14 protein-coding genes are annotated in these 19,997 nt (G+C 71.7%); 11 read left to right on the top strand and 3 right to left on the bottom strand.

Features of this window, described 5'->3' with window-relative positions:
- Positions 1–256 precede the first annotated feature (256 nt).
- Complete coding sequence (locus tag Sm713_RS16435; RefSeq protein ID WP_249416332.1) at positions 257–1,774, top strand: glycoside hydrolase family 28 protein; 1,518 nt, start codon at positions 257–259, stop codon at positions 1,772–1,774.
- 100 nt (positions 1,775–1,874) lie between these two features.
- Positions 1,875–3,218: a glycoside hydrolase family 27 protein gene (locus Sm713_RS16430; RefSeq protein WP_249416331.1), complete on the top strand. Its 1,344-nt coding sequence runs from the start codon at positions 1,875–1,877 to the stop codon at positions 3,216–3,218.
- Positions 3,219–3,338: 120 nt separating this feature from the next.
- Here the strand turns inward: Sm713_RS16430 and Sm713_RS16425 are convergent, their stop codons facing one another.
- Positions 3,339–4,787 (bottom strand): glycoside hydrolase family 28 protein, encoded by a 1,449-nt coding sequence (locus Sm713_RS16425; RefSeq protein WP_249416330.1) that lies wholly within the window; start codon positions 4,785–4,787, stop codon positions 3,339–3,341.
- A 174-nt stretch (positions 4,788–4,961) separates the two neighbouring features.
- A complete protein-coding gene (locus Sm713_RS16420; RefSeq protein WP_212910354.1) occupies positions 4,962–6,950 on the bottom strand; it encodes a glycoside hydrolase family 97 protein in 1,989 nt (662 codons plus the stop codon).
- Between the two features lie 328 nt (positions 6,951–7,278).
- Between Sm713_RS16420 and Sm713_RS16415 the strand changes: the two genes are divergently transcribed.
- Positions 7,279–8,535, top strand: coding sequence for a serine hydrolase (locus Sm713_RS16415; protein WP_212910353.1), 1,257 nt, complete (start codon positions 7,279–7,281; stop codon positions 8,533–8,535).
- 115 nt (positions 8,536–8,650) lie between these two features.
- On the opposite strand, the gene Sm713_RS16410 is transcribed toward Sm713_RS16415, so the two are convergent.
- Entirely contained in the window at positions 8,651–9,769 is a 1,119-nt protein-coding gene (locus tag Sm713_RS16410) for an endonuclease/exonuclease/phosphatase family protein (RefSeq protein ID WP_212910352.1), read from the bottom strand.
- 138 nt (positions 9,770–9,907) lie between these two features.
- Here Sm713_RS16410 and Sm713_RS16405 point away from each other — a divergent pair, with 138 nt between their 5' ends.
- The 8 genes from Sm713_RS16405 (at position 9,908) to Sm713_RS16370 (ending at position 19,952) form a co-directional block, all read left to right on the top strand.
- On the top strand, positions 9,908–10,618 hold the full coding sequence (locus Sm713_RS16405; RefSeq protein ID WP_212910351.1) for a response regulator transcription factor: 711 nt from the start codon (positions 9,908–9,910) through the stop codon (positions 10,616–10,618).
- Between the two features lie 76 nt (positions 10,619–10,694).
- A complete protein-coding gene (locus Sm713_RS16400) occupies positions 10,695–11,807 on the top strand; it encodes a HAMP domain-containing sensor histidine kinase (RefSeq protein ID WP_212910350.1) in 1,113 nt (370 codons plus the stop codon).
- A gap of 625 nt (positions 11,808–12,432) precedes the next feature.
- Entirely contained in the window at positions 12,433–12,930 is a 498-nt protein-coding gene (locus Sm713_RS16395) for a nuclear transport factor 2 family protein (RefSeq protein ID WP_212910349.1), read from the top strand.
- A gap of 169 nt (positions 12,931–13,099) precedes the next feature.
- Entirely contained in the window at positions 13,100–14,470 is a 1,371-nt protein-coding gene (locus Sm713_RS16390; RefSeq protein WP_212910348.1) for a radical SAM/SPASM domain-containing protein, read from the top strand.
- Positions 14,467–16,572, top strand: coding sequence for a B12-binding domain-containing radical SAM protein (locus Sm713_RS16385; RefSeq protein WP_212910347.1), 2,106 nt, complete (start codon positions 14,467–14,469; stop codon positions 16,570–16,572). Before Sm713_RS16390 ends, Sm713_RS16385 begins: the two co-directional genes overlap by 4 nt.
- 1 nt (position 16,573) lies before the next feature.
- Positions 16,574–17,770 carry a metallopeptidase TldD-related protein gene (locus Sm713_RS16380; protein WP_212910346.1) on the top strand — a complete coding sequence of 399 codons (1,197 nt, stop codon included), beginning with the start codon at positions 16,574–16,576 and terminating at the stop codon, positions 17,768–17,770.
- Positions 17,767–18,828 (top strand): hypothetical protein, encoded by a 1,062-nt coding sequence (locus tag Sm713_RS16375; protein ID WP_212910345.1) that lies wholly within the window; start codon positions 17,767–17,769, stop codon positions 18,826–18,828. Before Sm713_RS16380 ends, Sm713_RS16375 begins: the two co-directional genes overlap by 4 nt.
- 116 nt (positions 18,829–18,944) lie before the next feature.
- Positions 18,945–19,952 (top strand): fatty acid desaturase, encoded by a 1,008-nt coding sequence (locus tag Sm713_RS16370; RefSeq protein ID WP_212910344.1) that lies wholly within the window; start codon positions 18,945–18,947, stop codon positions 19,950–19,952.
- Positions 19,953–19,997 lie beyond the last annotated feature (45 nt).

Below are 19,997 nucleotides of genomic sequence, written 5' to 3'. Positions count from 1 at the left end.
GGCAGGCGCGACCCATTGACAGTTGTCATGTCCCTGTTACATTCCGATTCTGCGGCGAGAGATCCGATCTTTCAGTGGGGCTCGTCACGATTTCGCCAAGGCATCGCGCATCACCGCCCCAGTGGGGCCACAGAAGGCACCAGGTGTGACCGGCAACTCTCGGGACGCACCCCATATACCTCGGATCTCTCACCGCGACTTCGAAGTTCGACGTCCCCACCGCATTCGACCGCTTCCCACAGAAGGAGAGCCAAGGGTGAAAAGAGTCGCCGCCCTGACGGCGTTCCTGCTCGCCGCCCTGTTCGGGCTGACGAGCACCCAGGCCACCGCCGGCACCGACCAGGCCGCCCACCCCACCCCCGCCAAGGCCGCCGTCTTCAACGTCATGGACTACGGGGCCAAGGCCGACGGGCACGTCAACGACAGCCCGGCCATCGAGGACGCCGTCACGGCCGCGAGCGGTGCGGGCGGCGGGACGGTGGAGTTCCCGCCGGGGCAGTACAAGTCCAAGAACACCGTCCACCTGAAGAGCAACGTGAACCTCCAGCTGGACTCCGGGGCCACGATCATCGGATCCAGCTCGGATGTCTACGACGAGCCGGAGTCCAACCCGTACGACGACTACCAGGACTTCGGCCACAGCCACTTCCACGACGCGATGTTCTACGGCGACCGGCTGACGAACATCGGCTTCACCGGCTCCGGCACGATCGACGGAGGCGGCTTCCTGATCACGGGCAACCCGGACGACGGCCAGGCGGACAAGATCATCTCGCTGACCCGGTGCGACGGCCTCACGCTCAGCGGGATCACCCTGCGGCGCGGCGGCCACTTCGCGGCGCTCATCAACGGCTGCAGGAACGTGACCTCCGACCACCTGCACATCGACACCGCGAGCGACCGTGACGGCTGGAACATCATCAGCACCACGAACGCCACCATCACCAACGCCGACATCGCCGCCAACGACGACGCGCTGGTCTTCAAGAGCGACTACGCCCTCGGCGCCAAGCTGCCCAACGGCCATGTGACGGTGCGCGACTCACACCTGTCCGCCGAGTGCTGCAACGCCCTGATGTTCGGCTCGGAGACCTGCGGCGACTTCTCGGACTACGACTTCGATCACATCGACATCACCGGCGCGGACAAGTCCGGTCTCGGCATGGTCTCCATGGACGGCGCCGACATCTCGGACGTCCACTACCACAACATCACCATGACGGGCGTCCACTCGCCGATCATGCAGAAGATCGGGACGAGAAAACGCTGCGGCAACGACCCGGGCGTCGGCCACATCCACGACATCACCTACGACCACATCACCGCCACCGGCAACACGCCCTCCTTCAGCCCGACCCTGTGGGGCGAGTCCGGCTCCAACCACATCGCCGGCATCACCTTCGACCACGTCGACCTGACCGTGCCCGGCGGCAACGGCACCATGTCGACCGCCGTGCCCAGCAACGACCCCACGGACTACAACCCCAAGAGCATCGGCACCCGGCCGGCCTTCGGCTGGTACCTGCACAACGCCGACCACGTGACGTTCCGGCAGAGCTCGGTCCGGCTCGCCGACGACGACGGCCGGCCCGCCGTCATCGCCGACACCGGCGGCGCGCTGCGCTTCGAGCACTTCACCGCCTCACGCGGCGACGACAGCCCTGCCGACTTCGTCTTCCAGGGCGTGAGCGGCTACTGCCTCGCCGGCAGCGGCAACGACTCCGGCGGCGCGCTCCGGGTGAGCGCCACGGGCTCCACGCAGGACTGCTCGTGAGACACGGCGGGCGGCCGGTGCACATCCCGCGGCCGCCCGCCACCCGCCGGAGCGACCGCCCGGCCACCGACCGCCGCACCACGCGACCCCCAAGGACATCATGAACAGGACCAGGAACACCGCGCTGCTCGGGGCGCTCTCCTCGCTCGCGCTGGCCCTCACCGGCATCGGCACCGCCCCGTCCGCGTCCGCCTCCGACAACGGCCAGTCCCTCCGCCCCGCCATGGGCTGGAGCAGCTGGAGCCTCGTGCGGCGCACTCCCTCCGAGGCCGCCGTCGAGGCGCAGGCCGACGCCATGGCGAAGAGCGGCCTCGCCTCCCACGGCTTCGTGTACGTCAACCTCGACGACTTCTGGCAGAAGTGCGACGACAACGGCTTCGTCGTGGACTCCTACGGGCGCTGGGCGGTGGACTCCGCCAAGTTCCCCTCGGGCATCAAGGCGCTCGCCGACCACATCCACGCCAAGGGCCTGAAGTTCGGCTTCTACGTCACACCGGGCATCGCCAAGAACGCGGTCACCCGGAACACCCCGGTCGAGGGCACCCCGTACCACGCTCAGGACATCGCCGACACGTCGAAGTCCGAGAAGAACTACAACTGCAAGAACATGTACTACCTCGACTACGGCAAGCCGGGCGCGCAGGAGTTCGTGGACTCCTGGGCGCGGCAGTTCGCCTCGTGGGGCGTGGACTACCTGAAGATCGACGGGGTGGGCAGCGACGATGTGGCGGACGTGCGCGCCTGGGACAAGGCGCTGCGCGCGACCGGGCGGCCCATCAACTTCGCGCTCTCCAACAACCTCCCCATCGCCGACGCCACCACCTGGAAGGAGCTCGCGAACAGCTGGCGCACCCAGGGCGACGTGGAGTGCTACTGCGGCCCCGGTCCCAACGGCAGCGGCTACCCCCTGACCGACTGGTCGCACGTCTCCTCGCGGTTCGACTCGGCGGCGTCCTGGGCGCCGTACGCGGGTCCGGGCGGCTGGAACGACCTGGACTCCCTGGAGATCGGGGGCGGCGACCAGGTGGGGCTCACGGCCGACCAGCGGCGCTCGGTGTTCACGCTGTGGGCGATGGCGGCCTCCCCCCTGCTGCTGGGCACCGACCTCACCCAACTGGACCCCGTCGACCGGGCGATGCTCACCAATGACCGGCTGATCGGCGTCGATCAGGACGGGGCGGCGGGCGAGCGGATCGTGAACGACGGCTCCCGCCAGGTGTGGCGCAAGCGGGAGGCGAACGGCGACTACGTCGTGGCGCTGTTCAACACCGCGGCCTCCGGCTCGGCGGCGGTCGGCGTCACCTGGCAGCAGGTCGGCTTCACGGGCGACGGCGAGGTCACCGACCTGTGGTCCGGCAAGCACACCGGCGTGGTCGCGGACTCCTACAGCGCGACGCTGCGCCCCGGTGAGACCCGGCTGATCCGGGTCCGGCCGGTGTCCTGACCCGCGCGGGTCCTGCCCGGTGCCACCGGCTCGGGCGGGCCCCACAGGGCACGGCGGGCGGCGGGCGGTGTGTACCGCCTGCCGCCCGCCGGCCGGCCCGGGCCCTTGAGCGGGGCGTGCTCAGGACACCGGACTCCCGTTGACCGAGACCTGGGAGAACGTCAGGTCGTCGGTGTACGCGACGCTGTCCGGCTCGCGGATGCCGGTGAACACGGACCGGGACAGGTGCACGCCCCGCAGGTGGTCCGTCGGCACGCCCACCAGGTGCAGGACCGCCTGGGCGCCGTCGATCTCCATCCGGTCCACGAAGACGTTCCGCACGGAGACCGGCTGGTCGCCGGCCTCGCCGTTGTAGTCCATGGTGATGAAGACGGCCCCCCGCTCCACCCCCTGGCCGGTGATCCGGCGCAGGTGGACGCCGTCCACGAAGCTGCCGCGCTTCTTGTTGGTCTTGATGTACAGGGGGTATTTGACGGGGTAGCGGCCGGGGAAGTGGGGCGGGTTGACGGTGCAGTCCTCGGCGAAGACGCCCCGCACGCCTCCGGACACCTCGCTGCCGACGGCCACCCCGCCCCACCGGCCCGCGAACGCGCAGTCGCGGATGACGATGTTCTCGCTGGGCACGCCGATGCGCCGGCCGTCCTCGTCGCGGCCCGACTTCACGGCGATGCAGTCGTCGTTGGTGTTGAAGCGGCATCCGGTGATCAGGACGTAGGAGCAGGCCTCGGGGTCGCAGCCGTCGGTGTTGTAGAGGGTGCTGTCGACGGTGACGTTCCGCACGGTCACGTTGGTGCAGAGCACCGGGTGCACCGTCCACATCGGCGGGTCCACGAGGGTCACCCCGTCGACGAGGACGTTCCGGCAGCGGTTGAACTGGATCAGCTGCGGGCGCAGGTAGTGCCCGTCGCCGAAGACGCGCTGCGCGACCGGCACGCCCGTGGAGCCCATCTGGCGCAGCAGTTGCTGGTCGGGCCCCTGCATGCCGCTGGTGCGGTACCAGCTCTCCCAGGGGCCGAGGCGCGCCTGCCCGTCGAGGGTGCCGGGGCCCGTGACGGCGACGTCGCGCTGCCCGTAGGCGTAGACGAAGGGCGAGTAGTTCCAGCACTCGGTGCCCTCGAAGCGGGTGAGCACGGCCGGCAGGTAGTCCCCCGGATCCGGGCTGAAGGCGATGGTGGCGCCGTCGGTGACGTGCAGTTCGACGCCGCTGAGCAGGTGGACGGCGCCGGTGAGGAAGCGGCCGGACGGCACGACGACCCGGCCGCCCCCTGAGCGTGCGCAGGCGCCCACCGCGGCGCGGAAGGCGGCGGTGTTCAGCGTCCGGCCGTCCCCTACGGCGCCGAAGTGCGTGATGTCGAAGGTGCGGTGCGGGAACCTCGGCGGTCTGATCCGGGCGAGGATGCGCGGAACCTCGCCCCAGGCGCGGTCACCGGCCGGCGGGGGGCCGTACGCGGGACCGGGGGCCCCAGGGGCGGGGGCTGCCGTGGCCGGTGCCGCGGCGACGGCGGGCGTCACGGCCGCCGCGGCGAGCAGGCCGCCCGCGGTGAGGACGGAGCGGCGGTCCATCGTCATTGACGGTCTCCTTCGTCTTCGTCACTTCTCGCTGCTGTCAGGCGCGCGCCCGGCCGGGGCCGGCCGGGCGCGCGGCGGTGCGGGCGGACCGTTCAGGACCACGCGTGGACGGCGCCTGCCCGTGCTCCCCGGCGGGACGGCGTCATGCCGGGGGGCACGGGCCCCCGCCAGTGCTCAGGACGGCGCCTTCTCGCAGGTGGTGATACCGGGGTGCCAGCGGCAGGCGAGGGCGGCGAAGCCGCCGTCGGCGACCACCGGCACGGTCAGCGTCTGGCCGCCGTGCATCACGTGCGGGACGCGCACCAGGCCGTCAGGGCCGTCCTGTATCACCTCCACCAGCCAAGGGCCCGGGTCGATCCGCAGGGGCACCTTCGCGGTGTGGGCCGCTCCGGCGAACGTTCCGCCGATGAACCACCGTCCGCCGCTCCCCCGGGCGAGCACCGCGCTCTCGCCCGGCTTCCCCGCCAACAGGCGGGTGCGGTCCCAGGCGGCCGGGATCTGCTCCAGGAAGCTGCGCGCCTCGGGGCGCTGGTCGTACGACTCGGGGGTACCCGCGAGATTCTGCACGCCGGACTCGTACAGCACCGACAGGCCCAGCTCGCTCGCGTCGGAGCCCGCGTTGGGGCGCTCGGCGCGCTGGAAGGCGCCCGGGGTGTAGTCCATCGAGCCGATGACGTTGCGGGTGTACGGCAGGGTGGCCAGGTGCTGGGGGGTGTTGGTCTTCTTCTCCTCGCCGTTCACGCCCTCCATCGTCAGCACGTTCGGCCAGGTGCGCTGGATGCCCTTGGGGATCGTGGAGCCGTGGAACTCGACGAGCAGGTGGTGGGCGGCGAGCTCCGGCAGGATCTCGTCGTACCAGCGCATCCGCTCCTGGGACTCGGAGTCCATGAAGTCGATCTTCAGGCCCTTGACGCCCCACTTCTCCAGCGTGGAGAGCCACTGCTCGCGCTCCTCGGCGGTGTCGAGGTCGCGGAAGTGCACCCAGACGAGGACGCCGACGCCCCGCTGCCTGGCGTAGTCGACGAGCTGCGGCATCCAGCTGTCCTGCTGCCAGTTCGGATCGGTGGTGTCCCACTGGTCGGGCGCGAAGTACCAGCCGGCGTCCACGACCTCGTAGGGCCAGCCGCGCTGGGCCGCGTAGTCGACGTAGCCCTCCTGCGCGGTGAGGCTCTGCCCTGCCGTACGGCCGCCCGCGAGCCAGGTCCACAGCGCGGGGCCCGGCTTGATCCAGGAGGTGTCGGCGATCCGTGACGCCGGTGCGAGGTCGTCCGTGAAGGTGGACTCCGTGACGGTCGCGAGGTCGCCGACGATCATCGCCCGCCAGGGCGTGCTCAGGGCGCCGCTCACCGCGACCCGCTGGTCCCACAGCCCGATCCGGTACGTGGAGGAGCCCGCGTCGTGCACCAGGCGGGCCGCGGAGTAGCTGCCGGTGAGATCGGACTCGGCGATCAGGGCGTAGGCGTCGCCCGTCCTGAACAGCGCCTGGTCCATGTACTCGCCGGCGGGCGCCTCGCTCGCCCGGTACTCCTTGAAGAGGTTCTCGTTGTCCTGCCGGTAGGCGCCGAGCCAGGCCTCGGCGCCGGCGGGGAGCGTGAAGGCGGAGGTCTCGCCCAGCACGTCGCCGCTGCCCGAGGGGAGTACGTAGCGGTAGGCCACGCCGTCGTGCGAGGCCCGCACCAGCAGGTCGACACGGGCTCCGCCGGCACCGGCGAACCGGAAGCGGGACTCCCTCATCAGCACCTGGCGCGAGCTCTGCTTGCCGGCGACCGCCCGGTAGTGCTCGGAGACGACGCGGTCGCTGCGGCCCTGGTAGCGCAGGCCCTTCGAGAGGTCGGCCCGCTCGGTGACGATGCCGACCGCCGACGGCTCGATCACCGTCCTGCCGTGGTCGGTGACGTCGAGGGACAGCGTCCCCTCCGCCGGGTCCAGCCGCAGCCGGGCGACGGGGTCCGCGGGGCCGGGGCCGTTCACGGTCCACCCGGCGCCCTGCCCGGGGGGCTGCGCCGGCGCCGAGGCGCGTGCGGGACCGGTGCCGAGCAGTGCCGTCGCCACCAGCCCGGGGACCAGCACGGCCAGCGTGCCGTGCCGGACGCGGTGCACGAAGCCGTGCGGGGTGCGGTGCCGGGTGCGGTGCCGGGTGCCGTGTCTGACAGATCTCAGCATGATTGCCTCCCGAGACCGACACCGTACAGAGTCATCGGATAACTAGACAGGCTTCTGACGGCAATTGGCCACCACGGAGCCTCAAATGGGGTCGATAGATCGGATCTATATATCGAGGACTCGGACAACTCGCCCAGTTCGGCGACGGCCGGCGACCCGCCCCGTATCGCGAACGTATCGAAAATCGCATACGCCGCCGCAACCGTCCGCCCTCTTCAGTGGAGCCACCGACCCCGCGGGTGGGTGATCGGTTGCCGGTAGCGGTTGCCGAGAGACCTGCCCGCGACGGCCGGTTCGTCGATTCCGTCGATCAGAAAGGACCGTGACCATGGACTCGGATCCCGCACGGAGCATCGGCAGGCGGCGGCTGCTCGGGTGGAGCGGGTTGACGGCCGCCGGCGCGGTGGCGGCCGGCGCGCCGCTCATGAACGCCCAGCCCGGCCACGCCGACCCGGCCCCGAACGGCGCCGGCATCCCACCGGACACCCGGCCCGGCGGAGCGTACGACCGGTACGTGGCGCAACTGGCCGCCGAGGACAGGTTCTCCGGCGTGGTGCTGCTCTCGCACCGGGGCAAGGCCGTGCTGTCCCGCAGCTACGGCATGGCCGACAGGGAGAAGGCGATCCCCAATCACGAGGGCGTGGCGGTCAACCTCGCCTCGGCGAGCCAGCCGTTCTGCCCGGTGGCCGTCCTTCAGCTGGCGCAACAGGGCGAGGTGAGGCTGTCGGACACGGTGGGCGCCCACCTGACGGGCTTCGCCGAGGACATCGCCGAGCAGGTCACCCTCCACCACCTGCTCACCAGCACCTCGGGTCTCGACGCCCCGGAGCCGGACCCGCAACGCGTCTTCCACAGCAGCCAGGAGGTGCACGAGTTCTACGAGGGGTGGACCAGGCAGGCGAGGCTGGTGGCCGCCCCCGGCACGGGCTCCCAGAACCACACCGCGGGCGCCGGCGCCGGCCTCGCCATCGCCGCGCAGATCGTGGAGGCCGTGACCGGCACGACGTACTGGGACTACGTGCACGAGAACGTCTTCGGGCGGTGCGGCATGAGCGGCTCGGCGTTCTACACCAGGCCGCAGTGGCTCACCGACGAGCACATCGCGCACTCGTACATGCGGCAGGCCGACGGCAGCCGGGTGGACGCGGTGCGCAACCTGGACAAGGGCAGCCTGGACCCGCAGATACCAGGTAGGAACCCGGGCCGGAGCTTCGTCGGCTACGCCCCGGGCGACGGCTTCGCCACCGCGCCCGACCTGGTCCGGTTCGCGCACGCGCTGGCCGACGGCACGGTGCTGGACCGGCCCTACGCCGACCTGCTGACCGGGGCCAAGATTCCGCATGCGGGTGCCCAGGACGGCCGGCCGGCCCCCGCCCACCCCTCGTTCATGGCGTACAACATGCCGGTCCATATCGTGGGCGGCCAGTGGCAGGCCGGGCGCGGCGGCTCCACCGGCGGCAGCACCGCCAACTGGAACATCTACCCGGACACCGGGTGGGTCGGCGTCGTCCTCAGCAACTACGACGACGTGCCGATACAGGAGATCCTCCAGCAGGAGACGCAGGCCGTCACCGGCCAGTCCTGAAGCGCGGCCACCGCTGAGGCGCCGGCCACCGTGAGGCGCGCCCACCGTTGAGGCACGGCCACCGCTGAGGCGCGCCCACCGCCGGCCGGCACGTGCGCCGGCCGGCTCGCGGTGCTCACCAGCTGATCGCTGCCGCCACCGGCAGGTGGTCGCTGCCGTTCGCGGGCAGCACCCGCGAGCTGTCGGGCTGCACGCCGCGCACCAGGATCTGGTCGATCCGCACCACGGGGAAGGCCGCCGGCCAGGTGAAGCCGAAGCCGTCTCCGGCCGCCTCCTGGGCCGAGCGCATCTGCGAGGTGAGGCCGTCGAACGCGCGGTCCTCCGTGGTGCCGTTCAGGTCGCCGAGCAGCACCGCCCGCTCACCGGCATCGGCGGCGACGGCCCTGCCGAGCGCTTGGGCGCCGATGTTCCGCGAGGCCGTCCAGAAACCGGCCCTGGGATTGGCCCGTACGGACCCCAGGTGGGCCACGTACACCGCCAGCGGCCCGTGGTCCGTGGCCACCGTGGTGCGCAGCGCACGGTTCGACGGCATCTTCTCGCCGGCCGGCTTGGTGTCCCCCAGCGGCCCGTAGTCCACGACGTCGATCGACCGGGTGTCCGACAGCGGCAGCCTGCTCCACAGCCCGACCGTGCCCCGCACCGCGTGGTACGGGTACGCCTTGGCCAGCCCCTTCTCGTACGTGCCCCGGGCCTGCTCGGTCAGCTCCACCAGGGCCAGCACGTCCGCCCCGGAGGCGGCCAGGTCGCGTGCGGTGCCGGCCGGGTCGGGGTTGTCCGTGCCGACGTTCTGCTCGGCCACGGTGAGGTCGCCGCCCGGGTGGGACCTGTCGCCGAGTTGCCCGCCGAAGAGGTTCAGCCACACCGCGACCGGCACCACCAGCGCGAGCACCGCGGAGGCGGAGCGCCGCCACAGCGCCCCGGCCAGCAGCACGGGGACGAGCAGGCCGAACCACGGCAGGAAGGTCTCCACCAGGCTGCCCGCGTTGCCGATCCGGTTCGGAATCCCGGCGTGCAGCGCCATGAGCAGCCCGAGCAGCAGCGCCAGTGCCACGAGTACCGGGCCACGCTTCCAGGGACCTGGCCGGGAGGCGGCGCGTATCGCCCGGCGGATGCGCGCGCGCCAGGTCCGGGCGCCGGTCTCCCGGGGGCCGGCGCCGCGCCGGCCGGTCCCCGCGGTGTCCACCCGCGTCCCCGCCGTGTCCACCTGCGCCCCCGCAGCGTCCACCTGCGTCATCGTCTGTCCTGGCTCGGATCGAGGCCGGCCGGATGGCGTGCTGTGGTTCATGCCGCCAGTGAACGCGGCACGGTGTTGCCGGCATGTATGGGATTTTCGATATGCCGACGATAGGCACCGGCTCGTAGCATCGCGTGCATGCGCGTGCTGATCGTCGAGGACGAACCGTTTCTGGCGGAGGCCATCCGCGACGGCCTGCGCCTGGGGGCGATCGCGGCCGACATCGCGGGTGACGGCGGCAGCGCCCTGGAACTGCTGGGCGTCAACGCCTACGACATCGCCGTCCTCGACCGCGATGTCCCCGGACCGTCCGGTGACGAGATCGCCCGACACATCGTCGCCTCCGGCAGCGGCATGCCGATCCTCATGCTCACCGCCGCCGACCGTCTCGACGACAAGGCCTCCGGATTCGAACTCGGCGCCGACGACTACCTCACCAAGCCGTTCGAGCTGCGCGAGCTCGTCCTCCGGCTCCGGGCGCTCGACCGCAGGCGCGCGCACAACAGGCCACCCGTACTTGAGATCGGGGGCCTGCGGCTGGATCCGTTCCGCAGGGAGGTCCACCGGGACGGCCGTTACGTCGCGCTCACCCGGAAGCAGTTCGCCGTGCTCGACGTCCTCGTCGGCGCCGAGGGCGGTGTCGTCAGCGCCGAAGAACTCCTGGAACGCGCGTGGGACGAGAACGCGGACCCCTTCACCAACGCCGTGCGCATCACCGTCTCGGCACTGCGGAAGCGGCTCGGCGAGCCCTGGATCATCGCCACGGTGCCGGGCGTCGGCTACCGCGTCATCGGCGCGGAGCCGGAGGCCGGACACGAGGGAGGCGGGCGTGACGGCAAGAGAGCGTGACCGGAAGTGGGCGCGACGGGAAGCGAGCCTGATCGGAAGTGGGCGCGACGGGAAGCCAGCCTGACGGGAAGTGACCGTGAACAGACCACCCGGGTTGAGCGTTCGCCTCAGACTCACCCTCAGCTACGCCGGTTTCCTGACGCTCGCCGGCGTCCTGCTGCTCGCGGTGGTGTGGGTGTTCCTCCTGCGCTACGTCCCCGAGCGCGCGCTCATCATTCCCGGCTCCACCGGCAGCACCGACGGCGTCTTTCCCGTCCGGTCCAACCTGCTCCAGGTCTTCGCTCCGAGGGCGGCCGCGGTGCTGGCGTTCCTGCTGGTGTTCGGCCTCGTGGGAGGGTGGGTCCTCGCCGGCCGGATGCTCGCCCCGCTGACCCGCATCACCGACGCCACCCGCCTGGCCTCGACCGGATCGCTCTCCCACCGGATCCGGCTACCGGGCCGCACGGACGAGTTCCGGGAACTCGCCGACGCCTTCGACACGATGCTCGCGCGGCTCGAAGCGCACGTCGGCGAGCAGCAGAGGTTCGCGGCCAACGCCTCGCATGAGCTGCGCACCCCGCTGGCCGTCTCGAAGGCGCTCCTCGACGTGGCCCGCAGCGACCCGGAGCGCGACAGGGGTGAGCTCATCGACCGCCTCCACGCCGTCAACACCCGGGCGATCGACCTCACCGAGGCGCTGCTCCTGCTCAGCCGTGCCAAGCAGCGGTCCTTCACCCGGGAGCGCGTCGACCTGTCCCTCCTGGCGGAGGAGGCCACCGAATCGCTCCTGCCCCTCGCCGAAAGGCAGGGCATCACCGTCGAGACCTCCGGCGACATCACCCCCACCACCGGATCGAAAGCGCTTCTGCTCCAGCTGACCACGAACCTCGTGCAGAACGCGATCGTCCACAACCTGCCCGCACGGGGCACCGTGTGGGTGAACACCAGCGCCCGCCCGAGCGGTGCGGTGCTCACCGTCGAGAACACCGGCGAGCGGATCGCCCCGGAGCTGGCCGCGACGCTCACCGAACCGTTCCAGCGCGGCACCGAGCGCACGCGCACCGGCCACGCGGGCGCCGGCCTCGGCCTGGCCATCGCCGAGACCATCGCCCACGCGCACGACGGAGCACTCACCCTCACCCCGCGCTCCACGGGCGGGATCCGCGTCACCGTGGAACTACCCGCGAAAGACCCGCACTCCGACGCGTGACACGGCCGCGTGCGGCGTACGCGCGCGTCAGGTCGAGCGCCCGCCGCGCGACCCGTCCCCGGACGGGTAAAAGTTCGGGCCGGGCACCCGGGGCGCCGGCGAGCGGCGGGCGGAGAGATCGTTCAATACGGACCTATGGCCTGTTTCCAGCGGAAAGCGGTGCCCCGAGCTACCGTCCGCCCTCTACCGGGCGTAAGGGTGTCGCTGGTCCCGGAGCGGCCCTTGAGGGGCGCGGGGACGGGGCTACCTCATACGCGCCGGTGACATTCGGACGCCGTATTCCGTCTGAATGCCGCCACTTTCCCGTCCGAACTCCGCCAGTCACGGACGGGGAATGCGCAATTGAACGAGCCCGGGGTTATGTCGTCACGCTTTCGAGGCGTTGACAGCCGGATGCGGCCGGCTCTTCAATCGGAGGCACAAGAGCTCAAAACGGACCGTTGCGATCTGCTGGGGGGAAGGTTCCTGGGCTCTGCAATGGTCATGCTTGCACGGCGGGTCCGCCGAGTCCGGTCAACCCGCCTTCTCCTCATTCAGGCACCATCGGAACCGTCCATTCGGGCTCTTCGGCTGCGCGCCCTTTCGCGCGCAGTCACAGCGGAACGAGTCACAAGGAGCTCTCCGAATGACCGTTGAAATCGTGGCGTCCGTCGGTACGGAGGCCATCACCCGGGAAGCTGTGGAGCAGCTTCTCGCCGAGTACCAGTCCACCTACGAGAACAGCAGCCCCGACTACTTCAAGCTGTTCGCGGCCGACGCGACGTTCTTCGTCCTGTCGGTCCCGAACCGCATCGACAGCCGCGAGGAGTTCCAGCGGGTGTTCGCGCTCACGCCGGGCACCACCCGCCGCAGCCAGCTCCTGTCCCCCGAGATCCGGATCATGGGGGACACGGCGCTGGTGAGCATGCACTCCCGGGTGGCCCTCGGTGACGAGCAGCACTACCTGCGCGAGTCCCTCGTGGTGACCCGCGACTCCCGCGGCGCCCTGCGCATCGCCCACCTGCACATCTCGCCGCAGGAGGTGCCGGCCGTGCCCGACACGCCGGAGCGTGCGCTCGAGGAGATCGCGGTGATCGAGGAGCGCACGGCCACCACGGCCAGCACCGTCGGCACCCCGAAGTAACCACCCCGGCCGGAGCAACCCGGCACCGCTGGGGCCCGCCCCGGGCGGGTCCCAGCACCCTCGTCGCGCCGTCACCCCGCGTTCGCGCCCGTCCCCGGACGACCACGCGCGCCCGGCGCACAGCACGTTCCATGGGAATTCTTCTGTATCCGGATCCTGGAGGGGTACGTTGTTGCAGAATATCGCGGCCTGCACTACCGAATACGCCCGGCGGCTCCCGGAGAAAGCCAGACCGCTCATCCGTTACCGCCGTGAGGACTTCGGCTGGCTGGCCGCGTTCCCGGACGGTTCCATGGGCATGTACGACGAGGCGGTGGAACCGCTGCTGCGTGCCGGAGAACCCCCGGAACGCTGCGCGGAACACCTCATCGACCGCCTCTCGGTCGACACGGGATTCCACTTCAGGGCGCCCGCCATGGTGTGGCTGGAGATTACCCGCACCTGCAATCTCCGCTGCCCGCACTGCTTCGTCGAGGGCGGAAAGGCGCGCAGCACCGAAATCAGCACCGAGCGGATCATGGAACTGCTCGACGAATGGGCCGCCATGGGCGTCTTCTCGCTCATCGTGACGGGCGGCGAGCCCACCATCCACCCCGACTTCAGCGACATCGTGCAGCGCGCCTACGACCTGGGGTTCGTCGTCGGGATCCCCACGAACGGCACCACGCTCACCGAGGGCATCGTCGAGCGGCTGCCGCAGGACGACGTCATCATCAGCATGAGCATCGACGGCCTGCACGGCGAGGGGAAGTACCGCAACGAGGGCGAGTTCTCCTACGTGACGCGCCGCCTGGCCGAGCTGCGCGACCGCGGCTTCAACACCAGCATCATGACGACCACCACGCACCAGAACGTGGACGACCTCCCGGTCATCATGAACTGGGCCCGGGACAACGACATCAGCCTGCGCAGCGTGCCGTTCATCCCCATGGGCCGCGGCGCCCTGCACCGCGACCTCGCCAGCACCGTCCACGACGTGGAGAACACCGCCCGCTTCTGGATCGACGAGGAGGAGTGGGCGCGGCAGAAGGACCAGACGCTCGGCCTGTGCGCGGGCAAGGTCCTGGACTTCCTCTACACGATGGTCTTCGCCACCCGCCGCTGCATGAGCGGCCGCGGGGTGTGCTACGTCAACTCCTCCGGTGACGTCTTCCCGTGCAGCACCTGCGCGGGCAACAAGGTGCTCGTCGGCGGGAACGTGCAGCTGACGCCGTTCGCCGACATCTGGAACGACGAGGACTGGCTGATCCGCAAGATCACCTGGGACAACTACAAGGACACCTGCGACGGCTGCCCCATCAACGACGACAAGTACTTCTGCACCGGCCGCTGCCCCAGCCAGTCCAGCATCCTGAGCGGCCGCTACGACGGCTGCGGCACCACGGAGTTCCAGCGGCAGAGCATCATCCGCCGCGAGGAGCTGTTCCGCGAGCACATCATGGCGGAGCCGCTCGTCGAGCTGCGGCGGGGCGGGGCGGACACCGGCGCGGACAGGCCCGCCGCGGACGTCGGCGCCGGCGAGTCCGGGCAGGCGTCATGATGAGGACCGGCCTGATCAGCAGCATGCACCTGAACCACGGCGGGATGTCCCTGCACACCGGGCCCGGGGACCCGATGCCGATGCAGACGTTCGTCCCCGTCGGGCTGCTCTCCCTCAAGGCCGCCGCCGACAGCACCGGTGTGCCCGCAGCCATCGACGTCGTCGAGGTCAACCGCCTCCTCGTCGACGGCACCATCCCCAACACCGACGCCCTCTACGACGACATCGCCGCCGCGGCGCTGGCCGCGGGCGACGACCTGGTCGGCCTGATGACCGACGCGGACTCCCTCACGCACACCGTGCTCATCGGCCAGGCCGTCAAGCGCCGCTCCCCCGAGACCCTCGTCTGCCTCGGCGGGCCCGCCGTCACGCCCATCAGCGCCGAGTTCGTCGAGCGGTTCCCGTGGGCCGACTTCATCGTGCGGGGCGAGGGCGAGCTGACCTTCGCGGAGCTGCTGCGGACCCTGCACGCGGGCGGCGACCCGGCCGACGTGCGCGGCCTGACGTACCGCCGCAAGGGCGAGGCGGTGGTCAACCCGGAGCGGCCGCTGGTGAAGAACATGGCCGAGCTGCCCTGGCCGGCCTACTACGCCTTCGACATGACGACCGACGCCAACCTCTACCTGGACGTCGGCCGCGGCTGCCCGTTCAAGTGCTCGTTCTGCGCCACCGCGCCGTTCTGGGAGCGGCGCTTCCGGATGCGGCCGATCGACGACATCGTCCGGCAGATGGAGTACGTCAGGAAGGAGTTCGGCCGGACCAGCGTCAACTTCTCCCATGACATCTTCACCTGCGACCGGAACTGGACGCACCGGTTCTGCGACGAGCTGATCGCCCGCGACACCGGCGTCACCTGGGGGTGCAGCACCCGCACCGACGTCATCGACGCCGGCCTGCTGGAGAAGATGGGCGCCGCGGGCTGCGAGGAGATCTACTACGGCATCGAGAGCGGCTCGCCGAGGATGCAGCGGTGGATCAAGAAGAACCTCGACCTCGACCACTGCCTGGAGATCGTCAGGGCCACCAAGGCGGCCGGCATCCGCCCCGTCACCGGCTTCATCGTCGGCTACCCGACCGAGACCCGCGAGACCTTCGACGAGACGCTGACGCGGTTCTTCCAGTTCCTCCGGGAGGGCGAGGGCCGCAGCCAGCTCTTCACGCTGGTCCCGCTGCACCAGTCGCCGATGTACAAGACGTACGAGCACACCCTCGACCGCCAGGCCGAGTACTACGACGCCCCGGTGACCGAGTCGCGGGCCGCGCGGATCCAGCAGTACCGCGCGGAGCACAAGGACATCTTCTGCACCGACTTCCGCTTCGCCAGCCCCGACATCGACGGGGCCCTGGTGGACGCGGCCGAGGAGCTCTCCGGGCACGTGGTCGTCCTCGCCTCGCTCTGGCCCCGGCTGCTCGCCCACTACGACTCGCCGCTCGACTGGTACGAGCGCTGGGTCCGCTGGATCGAGCGCTACAACGCCGAGCACTCGCCCGGCACCCGCTACCGCCACCAGTGCGAACCCCGCGACCTGCTGGTCTTCGCCCAGGAGGAGACCAGAAGGCTCGGCATCGAGGACAGCCCGGTCGGGGCCCTGGTGCGCTACGAGATGATGCGCCTCGACGCCGCCGGCCTCCCGGCACCCGGCCCGCGGCCGAACGCGTCCACCGTCGGACCGGACTCCGCGCTGCGGCCGGGCGACTTCCTCGGCGCGCAGTTCCCGTACGACCTCCAGGAGTTGCTGCGCGGGGAGCCCACCCGGCAGGACCCGGACGGCGGCGCGTACGTCGTGACGCGGAAGAGCGCCGCCGACAAGATCGAGACGATCCAGCTCGGCCGGGCGGCACGGGGCCTGCTGGAGCGCGCCGACGGCCGGCGCACCGCCCGGGAACTCATCGCCGAGGTCTTCCCGGAGTCCGCCGACGACGACCCGCAGCGGGCGCTGGACCGCGGCCTCGACCTGATCCGCTCGCTGGCCGGCCTGGGGCTCCTGCTCGATGGCACCGCGAACGGCAGACCCCCGGCGCTCACGCTCGCGCCGGAGGCGACCGCGGTGGAGGCGACCGCGGTGGACGGCACGGCCCCGCGAAGAGCGGAGGCGGGCTGACGTGCGGGGCGCGGAGGTGGTGCGCGTGGAGCGGGCCGTCGGCGCGGTGCTGGCGGCCGACGCCGCCGGCGGTGCGGTGCGGTGCCGCCGCACGGAGTTCCACGGCGGGCGCCTGGACCGTCCGGGCGGCCGGGCCCGGATCTTCTCGGGACCGCCGCCCGCTCCCTGGCGGTTGCCGCTGCCGGAGCCGGCCCCGCTCGACGACCACGGCGAGGCGGTGGCGGCCCTGTCCGCGCTGCGCTCCCGCTTCGGACCGGGCACCCGGCTGCACTACACGCACACGTCCGCGGTCCGCGCGGTCGCCGGCCCCGACGGGGGCCGCCCGGTTCCGCAGACGCGCCGGCTCTGGTCGCTCACCGGCGACCTGCGCACACCGGCCGGGCGCACGGTCCCGATCGGCCGCAGCGGGCGCGGCCCGGGCGGCGCCCGCCTCACCGACCCCGCCGCGCTCGACGCGGCGGGGTGGCTGCTGGCGGCCGTGGACCGGGCCCGGCCGCTGGGGACCGGCGGCCCGCCGGCCGTCCTCGCCCCGCAGGCGGCGGCCGTCCTGCTGCACGAGGCCGCGGGCCACTTCGCCGAGGGCGCGCCCGACGGCGCGCCGCCGCTCGGCCACCGGCTGCGCTGCCGGATCGCCAGCGACCTGGTCAGCCTCGACGACGACCCGCTCGCCGAGGGCGGCCCCGCGCACTACGACCGCGACGACGACGGCATCCTCTGCCTGGGCCGCCAGCGGATCGTGATCGACGGCGTGCTCGTACGGCAGTTGCACAGCGCCGCGAGCGCCGCGCGGGCCGGGGCGATGCCCACCGCCAACGCCCGTGCCGCCTCCGTGCTCCAGCCTCCGCTGCCCCGGATGTCCAACCTGGTCTGCCGCCCCGGCACGGCGTCGCTGGACGAGCTGGTCGAGAACGCCGGGTACGGCCTGCTGGTCCACCGGCTCGCCGACGGCATCCGCTTCGGCAGCGCCGTGGAGGCCGACCTCGTGCTCGGCGAGCGGATCCGCGCCGGCCGCCGCACCGGCGAGTACGTGACCGGGCGCGTCCGGGAGAGAGCCGACGTCCTGACCAGGATCGTCGAGCTGGGCGACCGCAGCGAGTTCTCGGACAACGCCCTGTGCGGAAAGGACCGCCAGATGCTGTTCGACGTCGGCACGTGCGCGCCGGCCGTCCGGCTCACCGAGCTGCGGTGCGGGTCATGACGGCGGTCCGGGTGGTCCGCTGCCACACCGCGGCGCGGGTGTCACCCGGTGGCGGCGAGCGGCGCACCGGCCTCGTGCTGCGGGCGGAGTCCGGCGCACCGGGCGAGTGGCGGCTCACCGCCGACCCGCCTGACGACTCCGGCGCGGACCCCGCCGAACGGGCCCGCACCGCCTGGCGCCTGCTGAGGGAGAAGGCGCGCCCGGTGCTGAGCGGGCACGGGCTGCTGGTGGAGGCGGGCCGCACCCGTACCGAGGTGCTGTGCGACGGGCGGACGGTGCTCAGCCGCAGCCGCGGCTACCTGCTGGTCCGGGACGGCGACCATGTCCTGCACCTGGACGACGCGCCTGCCTCGGCAGTCGCCCTGCCCTGGGTGCGGGCCGTGGAGGCGGACGAGATCCGCCCGGAGGACGCCGTCCTGCTCGGCCCGTCCGCCCTGCTGGCCCTGACGGCCGCGGTCACCGAGGAGCGGGGCGGGGCGGCTCCGGACGGGGCGGCGGTCCCGGACAGGTCGCCGCCGTCGCCGTATCCGCCGCACGACCTCTCGCTGTCCGACCTGCCGGAACTGCTCGATCTCCCCGGCCCGCCGGACCTGTCGGACCTGGCCGATCCGCCGCCGGAGGCGACCACCGGCCGCAGCCGCTGCGACCTGGAGCAGGCCTGCGAGCTGCTGGGCGATCCGGCCCTGTGGCTGGTTCCGCACGGCACCTTCGGCGAGTTCGCGGCGGGCGACCTGCCGGAGACCGCCGCCGCGCGGCTGCCCGCCGCGGTGCCGCCGCCGCGCGCGCTGGTCATCGACTCGCTGACCCCGCAGTCCCGTTCGGCCGGCGGAACCCTGCACTGGACCGCCGCCTACCGCGTGTCCGACAGCACCGGAGCCGGGCGCGGCACCGGACCGCTGCGGCTGCGCGGCGCGCCGGCCGAGCTGCTGGCCGCTGCCGGGGCGCGGTGCGGACCGTCCCGTCCCGGTCTCGGCCGCGACCCCATCGGCCGGCCCCTGTACCGACTGGCCCCCACCGTCAGCACCGCACTCCACGCGGGCCGGGTCCTCGCGCTCTGACGCGCGGACCACCCGCACATCCGACCCGCCCGCCCCGCCGCGTCCGAAGGGCCCGCGGCACCGACCCATCCACACCCATCCACACCCATCCACACGAACGTCAGAGAGGATCCGCCATGCCGGCCATGCCCGCACGCGACGACGAACCACTGAACCTGGACGGCTTCCACGACGTCCTGCTCGCACCGGTCCGCGGCACCGACACCCGGCGCGGACTGCCGATGGCGTACTTCGAACGCCGCCCCAGCCGGTTCGTCGCGAAGATCGCGCTCGCGCTGGGCGTCATCGTCGTCTGCTACACCGCCCTGCTGGAACTGCGCGGTCCGGTGACCATCGCCGTGAGCGTCCCGGTTCTGGGCCTGATGTACGGGTACCTCGTGGAGCTCCAGCACGAGTGCCTGCACGAGCACGCCTTCCGCGCCCGCTGGGCGAACCGGCTCTGGGGGTTCGTCTGCGGCATGTTCATGTTCAGCTCGTACACGCACTACAAGTACGAGCACCTCAGGCACCACGCGTTCCTGGGCACGGAGAAGAACCTGGAGTTCTTCAACTACCGCTTCCGCGGCCTGGACAGCATCCACGGGTTCGCCGGAGCGGCGCTCCACCTCGGCCGGTACGCGGACGTGGTGCGCAACACCGGCCGCTCGCTGCTGCGGCGCCCGATCCCCGGCGTCGGCCGGCCGAAGGCGACCCGCGCCATCCAGAACGAGTACCGGCTGCTGCTCGCCCTCGCGGCCGGCGCGGCGGTGGCGGGCGCCGTGACCCGCGACTGGTTCTTCGTGTGGGCGTGGCTGCTGCCGATCGTGCTGGTCAGCGAGGCCGTCCACTTCCTGATCGAGCTGCCCGAGCACTTCGGTCTGAACACCCAGACGGACCCCGACGTCCTCAGCAACACCCGCACCATCAGGGCCTCGCGGTTCGCGCGGTGGATCACCAACTACAACAACCTGCACACCGCGCACCACTACCACCAGGGCGTCCCCATGGTGAACATCCCCCGGCTGCACGACGCCATCGAGCGGAAGGTGGAGGTCGTCGAGCCGTCGTACTGGAGCTTCTACCGGAAGGTGCTGCGCGGCGAGATCGTCTACCAGGGCGACGAGCAGACCTGCATGACGCGTTGACACCCGATGCCGACCCGAGAGCCGGATAGGACCCGGGAGACCGGA

Origin of the sequence: Streptomyces sp. TS71-3, assembly GCF_018327685.1 — a bacterium.
Taxonomy (GTDB): Bacteria; Actinomycetota; Actinomycetes; order Streptomycetales; family Streptomycetaceae; genus Streptomyces.
The sequence above is the reverse complement of the archived record's forward strand: the minus strand, read 5'-3'. Positions and strand labels throughout refer to the sequence as shown.